The organism is Thermomonas sp. (assembly GCF_047606765.1).
In the GTDB taxonomy this organism is placed as follows: Bacteria; Pseudomonadota; Gammaproteobacteria; order Xanthomonadales; family Xanthomonadaceae; genus Thermomonas.
The window spans coordinates 23,206-37,063 of sequence record NZ_JASGED010000031.1 but is presented as its reverse complement, the minus strand read 5'-3'; the positions used below and the strand labels follow the sequence as shown (position 1 = coordinate 37,063).

Below are 13,858 nucleotides of genomic sequence, written 5' to 3'. Positions count from 1 at the left end.
GTCTTCTTGCGGGCACTCTCCAGCAGCGGAAGGATCGTCTCGAACTGCTCGCGGCTGATGTCACTGGGATAGGGATGTCTCATCCCTATAGCATCAGGGATGAGAAAGACTTTGAACAGGCTCTTAGGGCGCAAATGCAAGTAATCGTTGGCCTGTTCTTCCTCATTGCCTACCTGACCTATACGACGGTGGCCGCGATTCCCGCTTTTCTCATTGCCCGCTTTATGCCGGCCTCATGGCCATGGCTCCGCTACTTGTCTTCGATTGCTGCGTTCACACTTCTTGCCGCGCCATCGCTAGGTAGCGCAACCATCGCGACCGTTCCTGCGCCATTTGCCGTTTACGCCATCGTCGCAATTTTCACACTCGACTCTTCTGGCATGATCTGGGCACTGCAAGCATGGCCCTGGTGGCATGCAGTATCTTTTCCCATCACCTTGCTAGTGGCGCTTTTAGCCTTCCGCCGGTTGCGCCCTAACAATTCGTTCAAGCCGACGCCACTTCGTGGCGCGGCTTAACTCAGGCGTTAGCTCTGCTCAAATATCTGTGGAGGCCATATGAGGTTCATTCCATTCATTGCCCCAGTTACCTTGGCGCTTTTGTTTAGCGGTTGCTCGACAATTCCAACCACCAATCCTCCATTCGCAGGACTGGAGGTTACGCACCAGGACACAGCACTTGTTTACTTCTACAGACCAAAGAACTTCACTGGCGGAGGCGTTCGAATCAGCGTCACAGTGGATGAGCTTTCCATCGCTGCGTTGTCGTAGCAGTTGCCCTTGGCGCTCATGCTGGCGATCAGGCCGTGCTCATCGAGCAGATCGCGGTGCTCGCGCGCGCAGTACTGGCTGCCGCGATCGGTGTGCATGATGACGCCGCGCGGCATCCTGCGGTTGAACAGCGCCATGCGCAGCGCGTCGCACACCAGCGAGGCCGGCATGCGATCGCCCATCGACCAGCCCACGACCCGGCGCGAATACAGGTCCAGTACCACGGCCAGGTACAGCCAGCCCTCGTCCGTACCGATGAACGTGATGTCGCCGACCCACACCTGATTGGCCCGGCTCGCCGTGAAGTCCTGCTGCAACAGGTTCTGCGCCACCGGCAGCGTGTGATTCGAGTTCGTGGTTGCCTTGAACTTCCTCGCGGCCTTCGCGCGCAAGCCCTGCCGGCGCAGGCTTTCCGCCACCTGGCGGCGTCCGCGGCCCAAGCGCCGTGACAGCCGTGGGGCACCCTCCCGGCCCTTGCGATCCTCGAACCGCTCCCGCACCTGCGCATCCAGCGCCGCGCGTGCCTGGTGGCGCTTCGATGGCTGCCGGTTGCGCCAGCCGTAGTACCCGCTCGGCGACACCGACAACACCCGGGACATCAGCCGCACCGCAAACTCGCTTTCGTGCGCCTTCATCGTTGCGTACTTCACTTGGGCTGCTTCGCGAAGTACGCTGCCGCCTTTTTTAGGAAGGCGTTCTCCTCTTCCACCCGTGCCAGCTCACGCCGCAGCCGTGCCAGCTCGGTCTGCTGCAACCGCTGCGCTTCGTCGTTCTGACCTTGCTGCTGCGCCTTTGATCGCCATGCGTACAACTGCGCCGGCTCCAGACCCAACTCCCTGGCTGCCGCTGGCACCCCGTCCTTCAACGCCTTCAGCAGCGCCTGTTGCTTGAACTCCGCGCTGAAGCGCGCGCGCCGCGCCCTCTGTCCAACCGTCTTCTTCGTTGTCATGGTTCCACCTCGGTTTGCGATAGTGAATCGCTTAACCGGGTGTCCGTCGAGCGGGGGCAAGATCATCCGCCAGCTTCGCTATCTGCGCGTGATGCGCCACAAGGTCTGCGCATTCGGCCACGAAGATGCCCATCTGCCCGACCTTGAACTCCACCCATGCCAGCGGCAGTTCCGGCAGCAGCTTGACCAGTGCGCGTTCGGCTTCACCCACTTCGCAGACCAGCAGGCCGTCCTGCGACAGGTGCAGGGGCGCGTCGCGCATGATCTTCAGGGCGATGTCCAGGCCGTCGTCGCCCGCGCGCAGGCCCAGTTCCGGCTCGTGCGCATACTCGCGCGGCAGGGCGTCGGTTTCGTCATTGGTGACGTACGGCGGGTTGGTGACGATCAAGTCGTAATGCTCGCCCTGCAGGCCGGCGAACAGGTCGGATTTCACGAAGCGCACGTTTTCGACATGCAGGCGCGCTTCGTTCTCGCGCGCGAGTGACAGCGCATCGTCGCTGATGTCGGCACCATCGACATGCCAATCGGGATTGTGATGCGCCATCGCAATGGCGATGCAGCCGGAGCCGGTACACAGATCCAGCGCGCGGCGCACTTCGCGGTCGCCCAGCCAGGGCTGGAAACCGGCTTCGATCATCTCGGCGATGGGCGAACGCGGCACCAGCGCGCGCGGGTCGGACTTGAAGCTGAGGCCGGCGAACCACGCTTCGCCAGTCAGGTAGGCGGCGGGGATGCGCTCCTCGATGCGGCGCAGGAACAGGCCCAGCACGTCCTCTTTTTCCGCCTCGGTCACGCGGGCGTTGCCGTAGGCCGGCGGCAGGTCGTGCGGCAGGTGCAGCGCGTGCAGGGTGAGCTGGGTGGCCTCGTCCAGCGCGTTGTCATAGCTGTGGCCGAAGGTCAGGCCCGCCGCGTTGAACCGGCTTGCGCCGTAGCGGATCAGGTCGATGATGGTTTGCAGTTCCTGGGACATTGTGGCCACGCGCGCGGGACAAGCCCGGCAGTATAGCGACGGCGTGCCGGTATCATGGCAGCCCGCCTTGATTCCGGACGCCCATGTCGAAACGCGCCCTGCTGCTGTCGCTGGTGTTCTTCGTGGCCGCTGCGCTGGGCTTGTGGGCCTCGCTGCAGTTCAACGGGCCGGCATCGCCCGCTGCCCCCGCGTTGCCGGAGACCCGCGCCATCACCCTGATGCACACGCCGCGCACGCTGCCTGCATTCGCGTTGCAGCAATCGGACGGCACGCCGCTGACGGCGGATGAATTGAAGGGCCACTGGACGGTGGTGTTCCTCGGCTTCACCCACTGCCCGGACGTCTGCCCCACCACGCTGGCGCAGCTTGCCGGTGCGCAGAAGCAATGGGCGCAGGTACCGGAAGCCAGCCGCCCGCGCCTACTGCTGGTATCCGCCGATCCCGAACGCGACACGCCCGAACTGCTGGGCAAGTACGCGCACGCCTTCCACCCCGACACGCTGGCGGCAACTGCGCCGCTGCCGCAGTTGCAGGCGTTCGCGCGTTCGCTGTCGCTGGTGTTCATGAAAGTGCCCAATAAAAGCGGGCCCGGAACCAGTGGTGCGCCCAACGACTACAGCATCGACCACAGCGCGGCGCTGGTGCTGCTTGATCCGCAGGCGCGGATGGCCGGCGTGGCGCAGCCGCCGTTCGATGTGAATGCCATCGCCGCCGATTTGATGACGCTGACGGAATCCAACACCGTCGTTCCCGCGAAGGCGGGAACCCATGGACGTTGAACCGTTGAAAATCAAAGTCCATGGATACGCAGACACGAGGTCTGCGAAACGATGCCCGCCTTCGCGGGGATGACGAGCAAAACACTCAGGCCACCTCACCCATGACACCACTTACCGCCCTGACCTATGTGCTGCCGCATCGCGCGCTGTCCTCGCTGGCGCGCAGGCTGGCGTATTCGACCAACCCTTCGACCAAGCAATGGTTGATCGACACCGTTGTCCGCAAGTTCGGCGTTGACCTGTCCGAAGCGGCGGAGCCGGATGCCAGGGCCTACCCGAGTTTCAACGCCTTCTTCACCCGCGCGCTCAAGCCCGGCGCGCGCGTGCCGGATGCCAACCCGAACGCGCTGCTGATGCCGGCAGACGGCCACATCAGCCAGTGCGGGCCGATCATCGATGGCCGCATCTTCCAGGCCAAGGGGCAGGGCTTCACCGCCGCCGAACTGCTGGGCAGCAAGGCCGATGCCGCGCCGTTTTCCGATGGCAGCTTCGCCACCGTCTATCTGTCACCGCGCGACTACCACCGCGTCCACATGCCGTGGACGGGCACCCTGCGCGAAACCGTGCATGTGCCGGGCCGCTTGTTCAGCGTCGGCACCGCCGCCGTGGCCGGCGTACCGCGCCTGTTTGCCCGCAACGAGCGGCTGGTTTGCCATTTCGATACCGACTTCGGCCCGATGGTGCAGGTGATGGTCGGCGCGCTGCTGGTCTCCGGCGTGGAAACCGTGTGGAGCGGCGTGGAAATCCCCGCCTATGCCGATGCCATCACCCGCAAGGACTGGCGCGGCAAGGGCATCGTGCTTGAACGCTTCGCCGAAATGGCGCGCTTCAACTACGGCAGCACCGTGATCGTGCTGTTGCCGAAAGGCGCGGCCACGCTCGACCCTGCATTGCAGGCCGAAACACCCGTGCGGCTGGGGCAGCGACTGGCGATGCGCGGCTGAAAAATCGCGAACGCAGTAATCCCTGCATGAACTTCAGCATGTGCGTTGCCGACGCGCATGCCGTTCAACCCTCAAGATCGGTTTCCGTTCTCCCCGGCACCTGCTGACGCCGCCAGCCGTGATGCCGGATGTCCAGCCACAGGCTGTACGCGGCCGTGAATGTCGGCAGCAGGTTTTGCAGCACGCCAACCGCATCCTGCTTGGCCGAGAGCGTGAAGTACGCCAGCGTCATGGCACTGCCGGTCAGGCTCATGTACCAGAACGCGCGCGGAATCACCGGCTTCTGCGCCCGGCGCGATGCCAGCACCTGCACCAGCCAGCGCGCACCGAACATCGATGCGCCGGTCAGCCCAATCAGCTTCCATGGTGAAAGATGCAGCCCGGTCCACGCCAGCCAGGCGATGGGGGCATTCATGAAGTCCATACGTTGCGTGCCTGCTGTCTGCGATGAAAGGAATTGTGCGGGATTGATGCCTTCACTGAAGGAACGCCCGCTCCCGCTGCCGCCAGCCGGGCGTCCCTGCGATGTTCCGACGGTAAACTGGCAGGACTTCCGCACACAACACATCCAGCCGGTTCCTGCGTGCAATCGACATCGAAACGTCCGTCCTGGCATGCAGTCGCGTGGCTGTTGCTGATCGTGTTCAGCCTTGCTGCCGGCATCGGGATGCGTGAGCCAATGCCGCCGGACGAGCCGCGATTCGTGCTTGCCGCAAGGGACATGGTGGAAAGCGGGCACTGGCTGATACCGCATCGCGGGCAGGAGTTCTACGCCGAGAAGCCCGCCGTGTTCATGTGGATGCAGGCAGCCGCCTACACGCTGGTGCGTGACTGGCCGGTCGCCTTCCTGCTGCCTTCACTGCTGGCTGGACTGGCGACGCTGTGGTTGACCTGGGATCTTGCGCGGCGGTTGTGGTCGCGCCGCATCGCGTGGCATGCGGCCGGTGCCTTGTGGGTGTGCATCCAGTTCGGATTGCAGGCCAAGCGCGGGCAGATCGACATGGTGCTGGTGGCGTTGACCACGCTGGCGCTGTGGGCGCTGTTGCAATACCTGCTGCTTGCACGTTCACGCTGGCTGCTGTGGCTGGGCGCGTTTGCCGCAGGCCTGGGCACGGTGACCAAGGGCGTCGGCTTCCTGCCGCTGCTGGTGCTGCTGCCATGGATCGTGGTGCGGCGAACCGGAAAAGCAACACCGCCGGGCAAGGCGTGGGTCGTTGACTGGATCGGCACGCTGCTGGCCTTTGTCGCGGGCACCGCCGTCTGGCTGGGGCCGCTGCTGGGCACGCTGGCACTGAATCCTGATCCGGCGCTGGAAAGTTATGTGCATGAACTTCTGTTCAAGCAGACCGGGCAGCGCTATCTGGATCCATGGATGCATGTGCAGCCGTGGTGGTACTACGTGCAAGTCGTGTTCACGCTGTGGCTTCCCGGTGCATTGCTGCTGCCGTGGCTGCTGCCTGCGTGGTGGCGACGGCTGCGACGGCTGGATCCGCGCCATGTGCTGCTGCTTGGCTGGGCGCTGCTGGTGCTGATTTTCTTCAGTGTCAGCCCCGGCAAGCGCGAGGTTTACATCTTCCCTGCGCTGCCCGCCCTGTGCCTTGCCGCTGCGCCACTGCTGCCCGGACTTTTGCGCATGCGTGGCGTGCGCAGCACGCTGCTTGCCTATCTGGTGGCGATTGCGAGCACTGCCATGCTGGCTGCACTGGTTGCCCTGGCTGGCTGGAGTGACTGGGCGCAGCGTCTTGCCGTACAGCGTGAGCTGTCATTGCCCGTGGTACAGCGCATCCTGCTCTGGCTGCTGGCGCTTGGCGCGATGGGCTGGGTGCTGATCGCGGCCCACCGCCGGCACCGCATTGCCAGGGCGCTCGTTCTTTTCAGTGGCTGGCTGTGGATCGTCCACGGCATTGGACTGATGCCCGCCCTGAGCGCAAGCAGTTCGGCGCAGCAGGTCATGCAGCGCGCAGCCGAGCACATCGGGCAGGATGCCGAGCTGGGCCTGATCGGCTGGCGCGAACAGAACCTGCTTCAGGCCCGCCGCCCGGTGGTCGAGTTCGGCTACAAGACGCCATGGCATGAACAATGGATCGATGCCCGCGATTGGGTTCGCGCCGCGCCGGACAGGCGCTGGTTGTTCGTGATCGAGGAAGCGCTTGCCTCCTGCATCGACAGGCACCGGAGCATCCGGGTCGGCCAGTCCAATCGCCGCGTCTGGTGGCTGGTGCCGGGCGCGGCCGTGCCTGCCGATTGCACGCCACCGCCATTCGCGCAGGACGGCGCTGTCCGCGAATGAATCCGAATGCATCAGCGCCGCCACTCACTTCAGCCATCGAACATCCCGGAGCCCGTGCATGACCGAACACCCCGTCATTTCCGTCGTCGTGCCGGTTTTCAACGAGCAGGACAACATCGCGCCGCTGGTCCACGAAATCACCGCAGCCCTGCGCGGTTGCATTGCGTTTGAAATCCTGTGTGTCGATGATGGCTCGACGGATGCCACGCCCACCGCACTGGAAGCGCTGAAGCGCGACGTGCCCGAGCTGCGCGTCATCAGGCACCTCACCAACGCCGGTCAAAGTACGGCGATCCGCACCGGCGCCGGGCTTGCCCGTGGCGAATGGATCGCAACGCTGGATGGCGATGGCCAGAACGACCCTGCGGATATTCCACGGCTGTGGGCGCAGCGCCTGCGCTCCCCGCCGGACGTCAGGCTGTTTGCCGGATGGCGTACACAGCGCAAGGATTCCGGCAGCAAGCGGCTGGCATCGAAATGGGCGAACGCCATCCGCAGCCGCATGCTGCATGACGACACGCCCGACACGGGCTGCGGCACCAAGCTGTTCGAACGCCGGGCATTCCTGGAGTTGCCGTATTTCGACCACATGCACCGCTTCCTGCCGGCACTGATGCAGCGTGCAGGCTGGAAGACGGTCAGCGTGCCGGTCAATCATCGCCCGCGCGCAAGCGGCGTCTCCAAATACACCAACCTCGGCCGGGCATTGGTCGGGGTCTCCGACCTGCTTGGTGTTGCGTGGTTGATCAAGCGGGCGAAGTTCCCCGCCTTCGAGGAGCGCTGAATGCAATCCGCAATGCCAATGCCATTACCTTCGTCCCTCCCTGGAAGCCTATGAAAGTCTCGATTTTCGGCACTGGCTATGTGGGCCTTGTCACTGGCACCTGCCTTGCCAGCGTGGGGCATCAGGTCACCTGCGTGGACATCGACGCCGACCGCATTGCGCGGCTGAACCGTGGCGAGATTCCCATCCACGAACCCGGTCTTGATGCACTGGTTCGGGACAGCCATGGCGCGGGGCGGCTGCACTTCACCACGGATGCGGCCATGGCAGTGCGCGATGGCGGCATCCTCATGATCGCGGTTGGCACGCCGCAGGACGCGCAAGGCGGTGCCTGCCTGCGCGCCGTCACCGCGGTGGCCACGGCCATCGGCCAGCATGTCGATGCGCCCTGCGTGGTCGTCAACAAATCGACCGTTCCCGTTGGCACCGCTGACCGCGTACGTGCCATCGTCGCCGGGGAACTGCATGCGCGCGGCGTGGAGATTCCCTTCAGCGTCGTGTCCAACCCCGAGTTCCTGAAGGAAGGCGATGCCGTCAATGACTGCCTGCATCCGGACCGCATCGTGATTGGCGGTGACGATGATGCGGCGATGCGCGCATTGCGCCAGTTGTACGAACCGTTCACGCGCGGCAATGGCCGCATCGTGACCATGGATGCACGCTCCGCAGAGCTGACCAAGTACGCGGCCAATGCCATGCTGGCAACGCGGATCAGCTTCATGAATGAAATGGCGACGCTGGCGGAAGCACTCGGTGCCGACATCGAGCAGGTGCGTCAGGGCGTTGGCTCCGATCCCCGCATCGGCCGTCATTTCCTCTATCCCGGTGCCGGCTATGGCGGCTCGTGTTTCCCGAAGGACGTGCGCGCCCTGTCGCGCGCCGCGCGCGATGTGCAGGTTTCAACGCACCTGCTGGATGCGGTTGAAGCCGTCAACGAACGCCAGAAATCCCACCTGTTCGAGCTGGTTAATCGTCACTATTCGGGTGATCTTGCAAAGCGCACGTTCGCGGTCTGGGGGCTGGCGTTCAAGCCCGATACCGATGACATGCGCGAAGCGCCAAGCCGCCGATTGCTGCAACAGCTTTGGGATGCAGGCGCACGGGTGCGCGCATACGACCCGGCGGCGATGGATGCGGCGCGTCGCATCTACGGCGAACGTGATGACTTGCTGCTGTGTGCATCCGCGCAGGAAGCGCTCCAGGGTGCCGATGCCCTCGTCGTGGTCACCGAATGGGAAGTGTTCCGAACCGTTGACCTGCAATGCCTGCGCGAACACCTGGCCGATGCCGTGGTCTTCGATGGCCGCAACATCTACTCACCCGAGCGGATGCAGGACGCGGGGCTGGCGTATTACGGGATCGGTCGCGGCGCGTCCGTGAGGCAGGCTTCGTGAATTGGCCGGTGGGCCATCGATTGGCTTGGGCTACGGCCTGCCCGCATATGTCGCATCGAACAAGGCTTCCAGCGATGCATGCGTTCCCCGCATCCGGTCAACCACCTGTTTCGCCCAATCGAAATACTCGCGGCGACGCGCCAGCGGCCAATCCGCAGGTGGTGACGCCTGGATATCCCGCAGGTTGGCGATCTTGTCCGCAAGCTTGACCAGTCGCGCACCGAACGGCGCGCTTGCCGCGTGCTCCACCTGCAGCCGCTTGCGCTCCTGCTTCGGCAGGCGCTTGTCATCGCTGACGGCATCAACATAGGCCAGCACGTCCTGCCCGAACCGCGCCAACAGGATGCTGCGGCCTTCCTCGACAGACGGCTGCCCTGCCTGACCGCAGCAATCCTCCAGATAGTCGTGCAACGCAGCGGCACACAGCACGCTGGGCTCCGTGATCCCCGCATCGATGCTGAGGATGTGCAGCAGCGAAATCGGATGATTGATGTACGGGCTAGCATCTGCATCTTTCCTGCGCTGATGCCGATGCGCCTCGGCGGCAAGCGCCAAGGCATCGATGAGCTGACAGATCGGTTCTTTTCGACGTTCCACCATGCTGGTTCCCCCGTTCTCAAGAACACGAAGTATCCGGGGTTGTCATCGCAGCGGATGAGACTGCCAAGCCGCCCCGGATGAAATCGCAATGAAAAACGGCCCGAACCGCAGGGTTCAGGCCGTTGATTCAAAACCAGATGGTCGGGGTAGCCGGATTTGAACCGACGACCACTTGTCCCCCAGACAAGTGCGCTACCAGGCTGCGCTATACCCCGACAGTGGTTGCAGATTATAGCCGATGCGGGCGGCAGTGCCGCCTCAGCGGCGCAGCAGTTGCAGGACTTCTTCCAGTTCCATCCGCACCTGGCGGACGATCTGATTGGACAGCGCCGACTCCTGCTTCGCGCCGTCGCCTTCCAGCCGCAGGCGCGCGCCGCCGATGGTGTAGCCCTGCTCGTACAGCAGGCTGCGGATCTGGCGCACCATCAGCACGTCGTGGCGCTGGTAGTAGCGGCGGTTGCCACGGCGCTTGGCCGGTTCCAGGCTGGGGAACTCGGTTTCCCAGTAGCGCAGGACATGCGGCTTGACGTCGCACAGTTCGCTGACTTCGCCGATGGTGAAGTAGCGCTTGGCCGGGATTGGCGGGAGTTCGCGGTTGCTGCCCGGATCAAGCATGGGCTGCCCCCGTGAAGGCTTCCACGCGCTCCTTCAGCTTCTGGCCGGGGCGGAACGTCACCACGGTACGGGCAGAGATCGGAATCTCCTCGCCGGTCTTGGGGTTACGGCCCGGACGCTGGTTCTTGCGGCGCAGGTCGAAATTGCCGAAGCCGGACAGCTTCACCTGCCTGCCCTGCTCCAGCGCTTCGCGCAGCGCATCGAAAAACGCATCGACGAACTCCTTCGCCTCGCGCTTGTTCAGGCCGACGTCCTCATACAAACGCTCCGCCATGTCCGCCTTGGTCAACGCCATTGCCGCCCCCTGTTCAGCGCCGAATGATCGCGTCGTGTTCCCTTCCCAGTGCGGCGACCACATCGGCCACCACGGCATCCACGTCGCGGTCGGTCAGGGTGCGGGATTCGTCCTGCAAAATCAAGGCCATGGCGAGACTCTTGCATCCGGATTCGATGCCCTTGCCGGCATAGCGGTCAAACAACTGGACATCGCGCAGCAGCGCGCCCGCAGCGGTCCTGACGGTGCCGCGCAAGGCATCCCAGCTCACCGCTTCCGGGACGACGAACGCAAGATCGCGGCGGACGGACGGGAAGCGCGACAGCGATGCCGCACGCGGCAACAGGCGCGCCTGCAGTGCAGCCAGTTCCAGTTCGAAGCCGAACACGTCGGCATCCACGCCCAGCGCCTGCTGCAGGCGCGGATGCAACTGGCCGATCCAGCCGATGCACACGCCATCACGGTACACATCGGCGCTGCGCCCCGGATGCGCGAACGGCTGCGCCGAAGCACGGTATTCCAGCGTCGCGCCGGACAGCGCGGCAAGGCTGTCCAGATCGCCCTTGATGTCGTGGAAGTCGAGCTTGCGCGCGGTCTGCCCCCACTGCTCGGCGTGCGCGTCACCGCAGGCAACGGCGGCGATGCGCAGCGTTTCGACCGGCGCACCGGCGGATGCCAAGAAACTCTTGCCGATCTCGAACAGCCGCACGCGCGACTGTTGGCGCGCGGCGTTGCGTGCCAAGGCATCAACCAGCCCCGGCAGCAGGCGCGTGCGCATCACGCCCAGTTCGGCGCTGAGCGGATTGGCCAGCGCCACGCTGCCTTCGGCAAGCGTCCACTTCGCCAGCAGGTCAGCATCGACGAAGGCGTAGTTGATCGCTTCCAGATAATCGCGCGCCACCAGTTGGCGGCGCACGTCGTGCTCGCTGCTGCGAGTTTCAGCGGACATTCGTCCGTGAGAAGCGGCACTGGGCGCGGCGATGCGGACCGCGCCGCCCGGCAGCGTGGCCGGGATGGCGTCGTAGCCGTGGATGCGCGCGACTTCCTCGATCAGGTCTTCCTCAATGGCGATATCGAAGCGGCGCGCGGGCGGCGTCACCGACCAGCCGGTGTCGCTTGCTTCCACCGCAAGTCCGAGTGCGGACAGGATGCGGGTGACTTCGGCATCGGCCACCTGCGTACCCAGCACGCGCGCAAGCCGCGCGCGACGCAGTTGAATCGGCTGCGGCTTGGGCAGGTGCTCCGGCAGCACGGCTTCGATCACCGGGCCGGCCGCGCCGCCTGCGATGTCGAGGATCAGGCGCGTCGCACGCTCAACGGCGATGCGTGGCAGTTCCGGATCAACGCCACGCTCGAAGCGGTGGCCGGCATCGGTATGCAGGCCCAGCTTGCGGCTGCGACCGATGATCGCGGACGGAATCCAGTGCGCGGCTTCAAGGAACACGTTGCAGGTCGCGGTGCCAACCTTGGTGTCCTCGCCGCCCATGATCCCGCCCAGCGCCACCGCGCGCGCGCCGTGACCGCCGGTGCTGTCGGCGACGACCAGAAACTCTTCGTCCAGTGCCACGGTGCGACCGTCGAGAAGTTTTGTTTCCTCACCGGCACGCGCGGGCCGCACGACCATCGGCGACTGCAACTTGTCGCGGTCGAATGCATGCATCGGCTGACCGAGTTCCAGCATCACGTACTGGGTGACATCGACAAGGAAACTGATCGGGCGCACGCCGCTGCGTTGCAGGCGCTGCGCCATCCATACCGGCGTTGCCACGTTCGCATCCACGTTTTCGATCACGCGGCCAACGAAGCGCGGCACCTTTTCGCCTGCGGCCAGTTCCACCACCATCGTGGCGTCGGTCTGCGCCGGCACCGGCGTAGCGTCCAGCGACTCGACTTCGCAGCCAGTCGCGGCGGCCACATCGAAGGCGATGCCGCGCACGCCGAAGCAGTCGGCGCGGTTCGGGGTCAGCTTCAGTTCGATGGCGGCATCCGGCAGGCCGAGGTAATCCGCCAGCGGCATTCCAACCGGCGCGTCAGACGGCAGTTCCAGCAGGCCGGAAGCGTCGGCATCGATGCCGAGTTCCTTGGCGGAGCACAGCATGCCGCTGGATTCGACGCCGCGCAGCTTCGCCGCCTTGATGGTGATCTCGCCGATCTTCGTGCCAATTGTTGCAAGCGGCGCAACCAGGCCCGCGCGCGCGTTCGGTGCGCCGCAGACGATTTGCAGCATCGCGCCGTTGCCGGCATCGACCTGACAGATTTGCAGCTTGTCGGCTTCGGGGTGCTTTGCGCAGGAGACGATGCGCGCAACGACCACGCCGTCCAGCGCTTCGCCCAGCGGCGTCAATTCCTCGACCTCAAGGCCGATGGCGGTCAGCGTGGCGGCGAGTTCCTCGCGGGTCGCGCTGGTGTTGACGTGCTGGCGCAGCCAGTTTTCGGAGAATTTCATGCGAACTGCCTCAGGAAGCGCACATCGTTGTCGAAGAAGCTGCGCAGGTCGCTGACGCCGTAGCGCAGCATCGCGAAGCGTTCGACGCCAAGGCCGAAGGCGAAGCCGGTGTATTGCTCGGGGTCGATGCCGACGTTCTTCAGCACGTTCGGATGCACCATCCCGCAGCCCAGCACTTCCAGCCAGCGGGTGCTGCCATCGGCCTGCTGCCACGCGATATCGACTTCCGCAGACGGCTCCGTGAAGGGGAAGTAGCTTGGGCGAAAACGCATTTCGAAATCACGCTCGAAGAACGCGCGCACGAACTCCACTAGCGTGCCCTTGAGATCGGCGAAGCTGGCGTGCTCATCGACCAGCAGGCCTTCCACCTGATGGAACATCGGCGTGTGGGTCTGATCGGAATCGCTGCGGTACACCTTGCCGGCAGCGATCATGCGCAGCGGCCCGCGCTTGCCGGATGCGAGGTGGTCGGTCATGTAGCGCACCTGCACGCCGGAGGTGTGCGTGCGCAGCAGGCGGGCGACGCCTCTGCCGTCCGAAGGCAGGTAGAAGGTGTCGTGCATCGCGCGCGCCGGATGATGCGGCGGGAAGTTCAACGCTTCGAAGTTGTGCCAGTCGTCCTCGATCTCCGGGCCGTCGGCCAGTTCATAGCCAAGGCGACCGAAGATTTCGGCGATGCGCTCCAGCGTGCGGCTGACCGGATGCACGCCGCCGCGCCCGGCATCGCGACCCGGCAGGGTGACATCGATGGACTCAAGGGCAAGGCGTGCTTCCAGCGCGGCATCGTCCAGCGCGGCCTTGCGCGCGGACAGCGCCTCGCCGATGGCATCGCGCGCGCGGTTGATCGCCTCGCCCGCCGCCTTGCGCTGGTCACCGGGCAGCGCGCCCAGCGCCTTCAATTGCGCGGTGATGCTGCCGCTCTTGCCGAGCAGGGCCACGCGCAGCGCTTCCAGTGCGTCGGGCGTGGAGGCTGCGGCGATGTCGGCCAGTGCTTGTTTCGACAAGGATTCGATGTCAGTCATGTGTTCCACCCTCATCCGCCT

Annotated in this window: 15 protein-coding genes, 1 tRNA gene and 1 pseudogene; 6 read left to right on the top strand and 11 right to left on the bottom strand. The window is 64.9% G+C overall.

Features of this window, described 5'->3' with window-relative positions; genetic code table 11:
• Positions 1-83 (bottom strand): annotated as a pseudogene (locus QM612_RS03415) (IS5/IS1182 family transposase); the annotation flags it as partial.
• A gap of 51 nt (positions 84-134) precedes the next feature.
• Between QM612_RS03415 and QM612_RS03410 the strand changes: the two are divergent.
• Complete coding sequence (locus QM612_RS03410; protein ID WP_415252491.1) at positions 135-518, top strand: hypothetical protein; 384 nt, start codon at positions 135-137, stop codon at positions 516-518.
• Between the two features lie 170 nt (positions 519-688).
• On the opposite strand, the gene QM612_RS03405 is transcribed toward QM612_RS03410, so the two are convergent.
• The 3 genes from QM612_RS03405 to prmB are packed head-to-tail and all read right to left on the bottom strand — an operon-like array spanning position 689 to position 2,689.
• Positions 689-1,420, bottom strand: a complete 732-nt coding sequence (locus QM612_RS03405) for an IS3 family transposase (RefSeq protein WP_415252490.1) — start codon at positions 1,418-1,420, stop codon at positions 689-691.
• Complete coding sequence (locus QM612_RS03400) at positions 1,417-1,719, bottom strand: transposase (RefSeq protein WP_415252489.1); 303 nt, start codon at positions 1,717-1,719, stop codon at positions 1,417-1,419. The genes QM612_RS03405 and QM612_RS03400 overlap by 4 nt, the downstream gene beginning before the upstream one ends.
• Before the next feature lie 31 nt (positions 1,720-1,750).
• The gene (gene prmB / locus QM612_RS03395) at positions 1,751-2,689 is read right to left on the bottom strand and encodes a 50S ribosomal protein L3 N(5)-glutamine methyltransferase (RefSeq protein WP_415252494.1); all 939 of its coding nucleotides are present in this window, start codon (positions 2,687-2,689) and stop codon (positions 1,751-1,753) included.
• Between the two features lie 83 nt (positions 2,690-2,772).
• On the opposite strand from prmB, the gene QM612_RS03390 reads away from it, so the two are divergent.
• Both QM612_RS03390 and asd read left to right on the top strand, forming a co-directional pair.
• Complete coding sequence (locus QM612_RS03390; protein ID WP_415252488.1) at positions 2,773-3,468, top strand: SCO family protein; 696 nt, start codon at positions 2,773-2,775, stop codon at positions 3,466-3,468.
• Between the two features lie 101 nt (positions 3,469-3,569).
• Positions 3,570-4,412: an archaetidylserine decarboxylase gene (asd, locus tag QM612_RS03385; RefSeq protein ID WP_415252487.1), complete on the top strand. Its 843-nt coding sequence runs from the start codon at positions 3,570-3,572 to the stop codon at positions 4,410-4,412.
• Positions 4,413-4,476: 64 nt separating this feature from the next.
• Here the strand turns inward: asd and QM612_RS03380 are convergent, their stop codons facing one another.
• The gene (locus tag QM612_RS03380; RefSeq protein ID WP_415252486.1) at positions 4,477-4,827 is read right to left on the bottom strand and encodes a lipid-A-disaccharide synthase N-terminal domain-containing protein; all 351 of its coding nucleotides are present in this window, start codon (positions 4,825-4,827) and stop codon (positions 4,477-4,479) included.
• Positions 4,828-5,079: 252 nt separating this feature from the next.
• Here QM612_RS03380 and QM612_RS03375 point away from each other — a divergent pair, with 252 nt between their 5' ends.
• The 3 genes from QM612_RS03375 to QM612_RS03365 are packed head-to-tail and all read left to right on the top strand — an operon-like array spanning position 5,080 to position 8,880.
• Complete coding sequence (locus QM612_RS03375) at positions 5,080-6,702, top strand: ArnT family glycosyltransferase (RefSeq protein ID WP_415252493.1); 1,623 nt, start codon at positions 5,080-5,082, stop codon at positions 6,700-6,702.
• A gap of 58 nt (positions 6,703-6,760) precedes the next feature.
• On the top strand, positions 6,761-7,486 hold the full coding sequence (locus QM612_RS03370) for a glycosyltransferase family 2 protein (protein ID WP_415252485.1): 726 nt from the start codon (positions 6,761-6,763) through the stop codon (positions 7,484-7,486).
• 50 nt (positions 7,487-7,536) lie between these two features.
• Positions 7,537-8,880, top strand: a complete 1,344-nt coding sequence (locus QM612_RS03365) for a UDP-glucose dehydrogenase family protein (RefSeq protein ID WP_415252484.1) — start codon at positions 7,537-7,539, stop codon at positions 8,878-8,880.
• A gap of 30 nt (positions 8,881-8,910) precedes the next feature.
• On the opposite strand, the gene QM612_RS03360 is transcribed toward QM612_RS03365, so the two are convergent.
• The 6 genes from QM612_RS03360 to pheS form a co-directional block, all read right to left on the bottom strand.
• Positions 8,911-9,477 carry an HD domain-containing protein gene (locus tag QM612_RS03360; RefSeq protein ID WP_415252483.1) on the bottom strand — a complete coding sequence of 189 codons (567 nt, stop codon included), beginning with the start codon at positions 9,475-9,477 and terminating at the stop codon, positions 8,911-8,913.
• Between the two features lie 141 nt (positions 9,478-9,618).
• Positions 9,619-9,695, bottom strand: a tRNA-Pro gene (locus QM612_RS03355).
• 43 nt (positions 9,696-9,738) lie between these two features.
• Entirely contained in the window at positions 9,739-10,095 is a 357-nt protein-coding gene (locus QM612_RS03350) for a MerR family transcriptional regulator (RefSeq protein WP_415252482.1), read from the bottom strand.
• Positions 10,088-10,390 (bottom strand): integration host factor subunit alpha, encoded by a 303-nt coding sequence (locus QM612_RS03345; protein ID WP_415252481.1) that lies wholly within the window; start codon positions 10,388-10,390, stop codon positions 10,088-10,090. The genes QM612_RS03350 and QM612_RS03345 overlap by 8 nt, the downstream gene beginning before the upstream one ends.
• A gap of 13 nt (positions 10,391-10,403) precedes the next feature.
• Entirely contained in the window at positions 10,404-12,815 is a 2,412-nt protein-coding gene (gene pheT, locus QM612_RS03340) for a phenylalanine--tRNA ligase subunit beta (protein ID WP_415252480.1), read from the bottom strand.
• A complete protein-coding gene (gene pheS / locus QM612_RS03335; protein WP_415252479.1) occupies positions 12,812-13,837 on the bottom strand; it encodes a phenylalanine--tRNA ligase subunit alpha in 1,026 nt (341 codons plus the stop codon). The genes pheT and pheS overlap by 4 nt, the downstream gene beginning before the upstream one ends.
• Positions 13,838-13,858 lie beyond the last annotated feature (21 nt).

Excerpts from the sequence above, each read along its gene's own strand:
- QM612_RS03410 (WP_415252491.1), top strand. The coding sequence starts at position 135 with ATGCAAGTAATCGTTGGCCTGTTCTTCCTCATTGCCTACCTGACCTAT.
- QM612_RS03400 (WP_415252489.1), bottom strand. The coding sequence starts at position 1,719 with ATGACAACGAAGAAGACGGTTGGACAGAGGGCGCGGCGCGCGCGCTTC.
- prmB (WP_415252494.1), bottom strand. The coding sequence starts at position 2,689 with ATGTCCCAGGAACTGCAAACCATCATCGACCTGATCCGCTACGGCGCA.
- QM612_RS03390 (WP_415252488.1), top strand. The coding sequence starts at position 2,773 with ATGTCGAAACGCGCCCTGCTGCTGTCGCTGGTGTTCTTCGTGGCCGCT.
- asd (WP_415252487.1), top strand. The coding sequence starts at position 3,570 with ATGACACCACTTACCGCCCTGACCTATGTGCTGCCGCATCGCGCGCTG.
- QM612_RS03380 (WP_415252486.1), bottom strand. The coding sequence starts at position 4,827 with ATGAATGCCCCCATCGCCTGGCTGGCGTGGACCGGGCTGCATCTTTCA.
- QM612_RS03375 (WP_415252493.1), top strand. The coding sequence starts at position 5,080 with ATGCGTGAGCCAATGCCGCCGGACGAGCCGCGATTCGTGCTTGCCGCA.
- QM612_RS03370 (WP_415252485.1), top strand. The coding sequence starts at position 6,761 with ATGACCGAACACCCCGTCATTTCCGTCGTCGTGCCGGTTTTCAACGAG.
- QM612_RS03365 (WP_415252484.1), top strand. The coding sequence starts at position 7,537 with ATGAAAGTCTCGATTTTCGGCACTGGCTATGTGGGCCTTGTCACTGGC.
- QM612_RS03350 (WP_415252482.1), bottom strand. The coding sequence starts at position 10,095 with ATGCTTGATCCGGGCAGCAACCGCGAACTCCCGCCAATCCCGGCCAAG.
- QM612_RS03345 (WP_415252481.1), bottom strand. The coding sequence starts at position 10,390 with ATGGCGTTGACCAAGGCGGACATGGCGGAGCGTTTGTATGAGGACGTC.
- pheT (WP_415252480.1), bottom strand. The coding sequence starts at position 12,815 with ATGAAATTCTCCGAAAACTGGCTGCGCCAGCACGTCAACACCAGCGCG.
- pheS (WP_415252479.1), bottom strand. The coding sequence starts at position 13,837 with ATGACTGACATCGAATCCTTGTCGAAACAAGCACTGGCCGACATCGCC.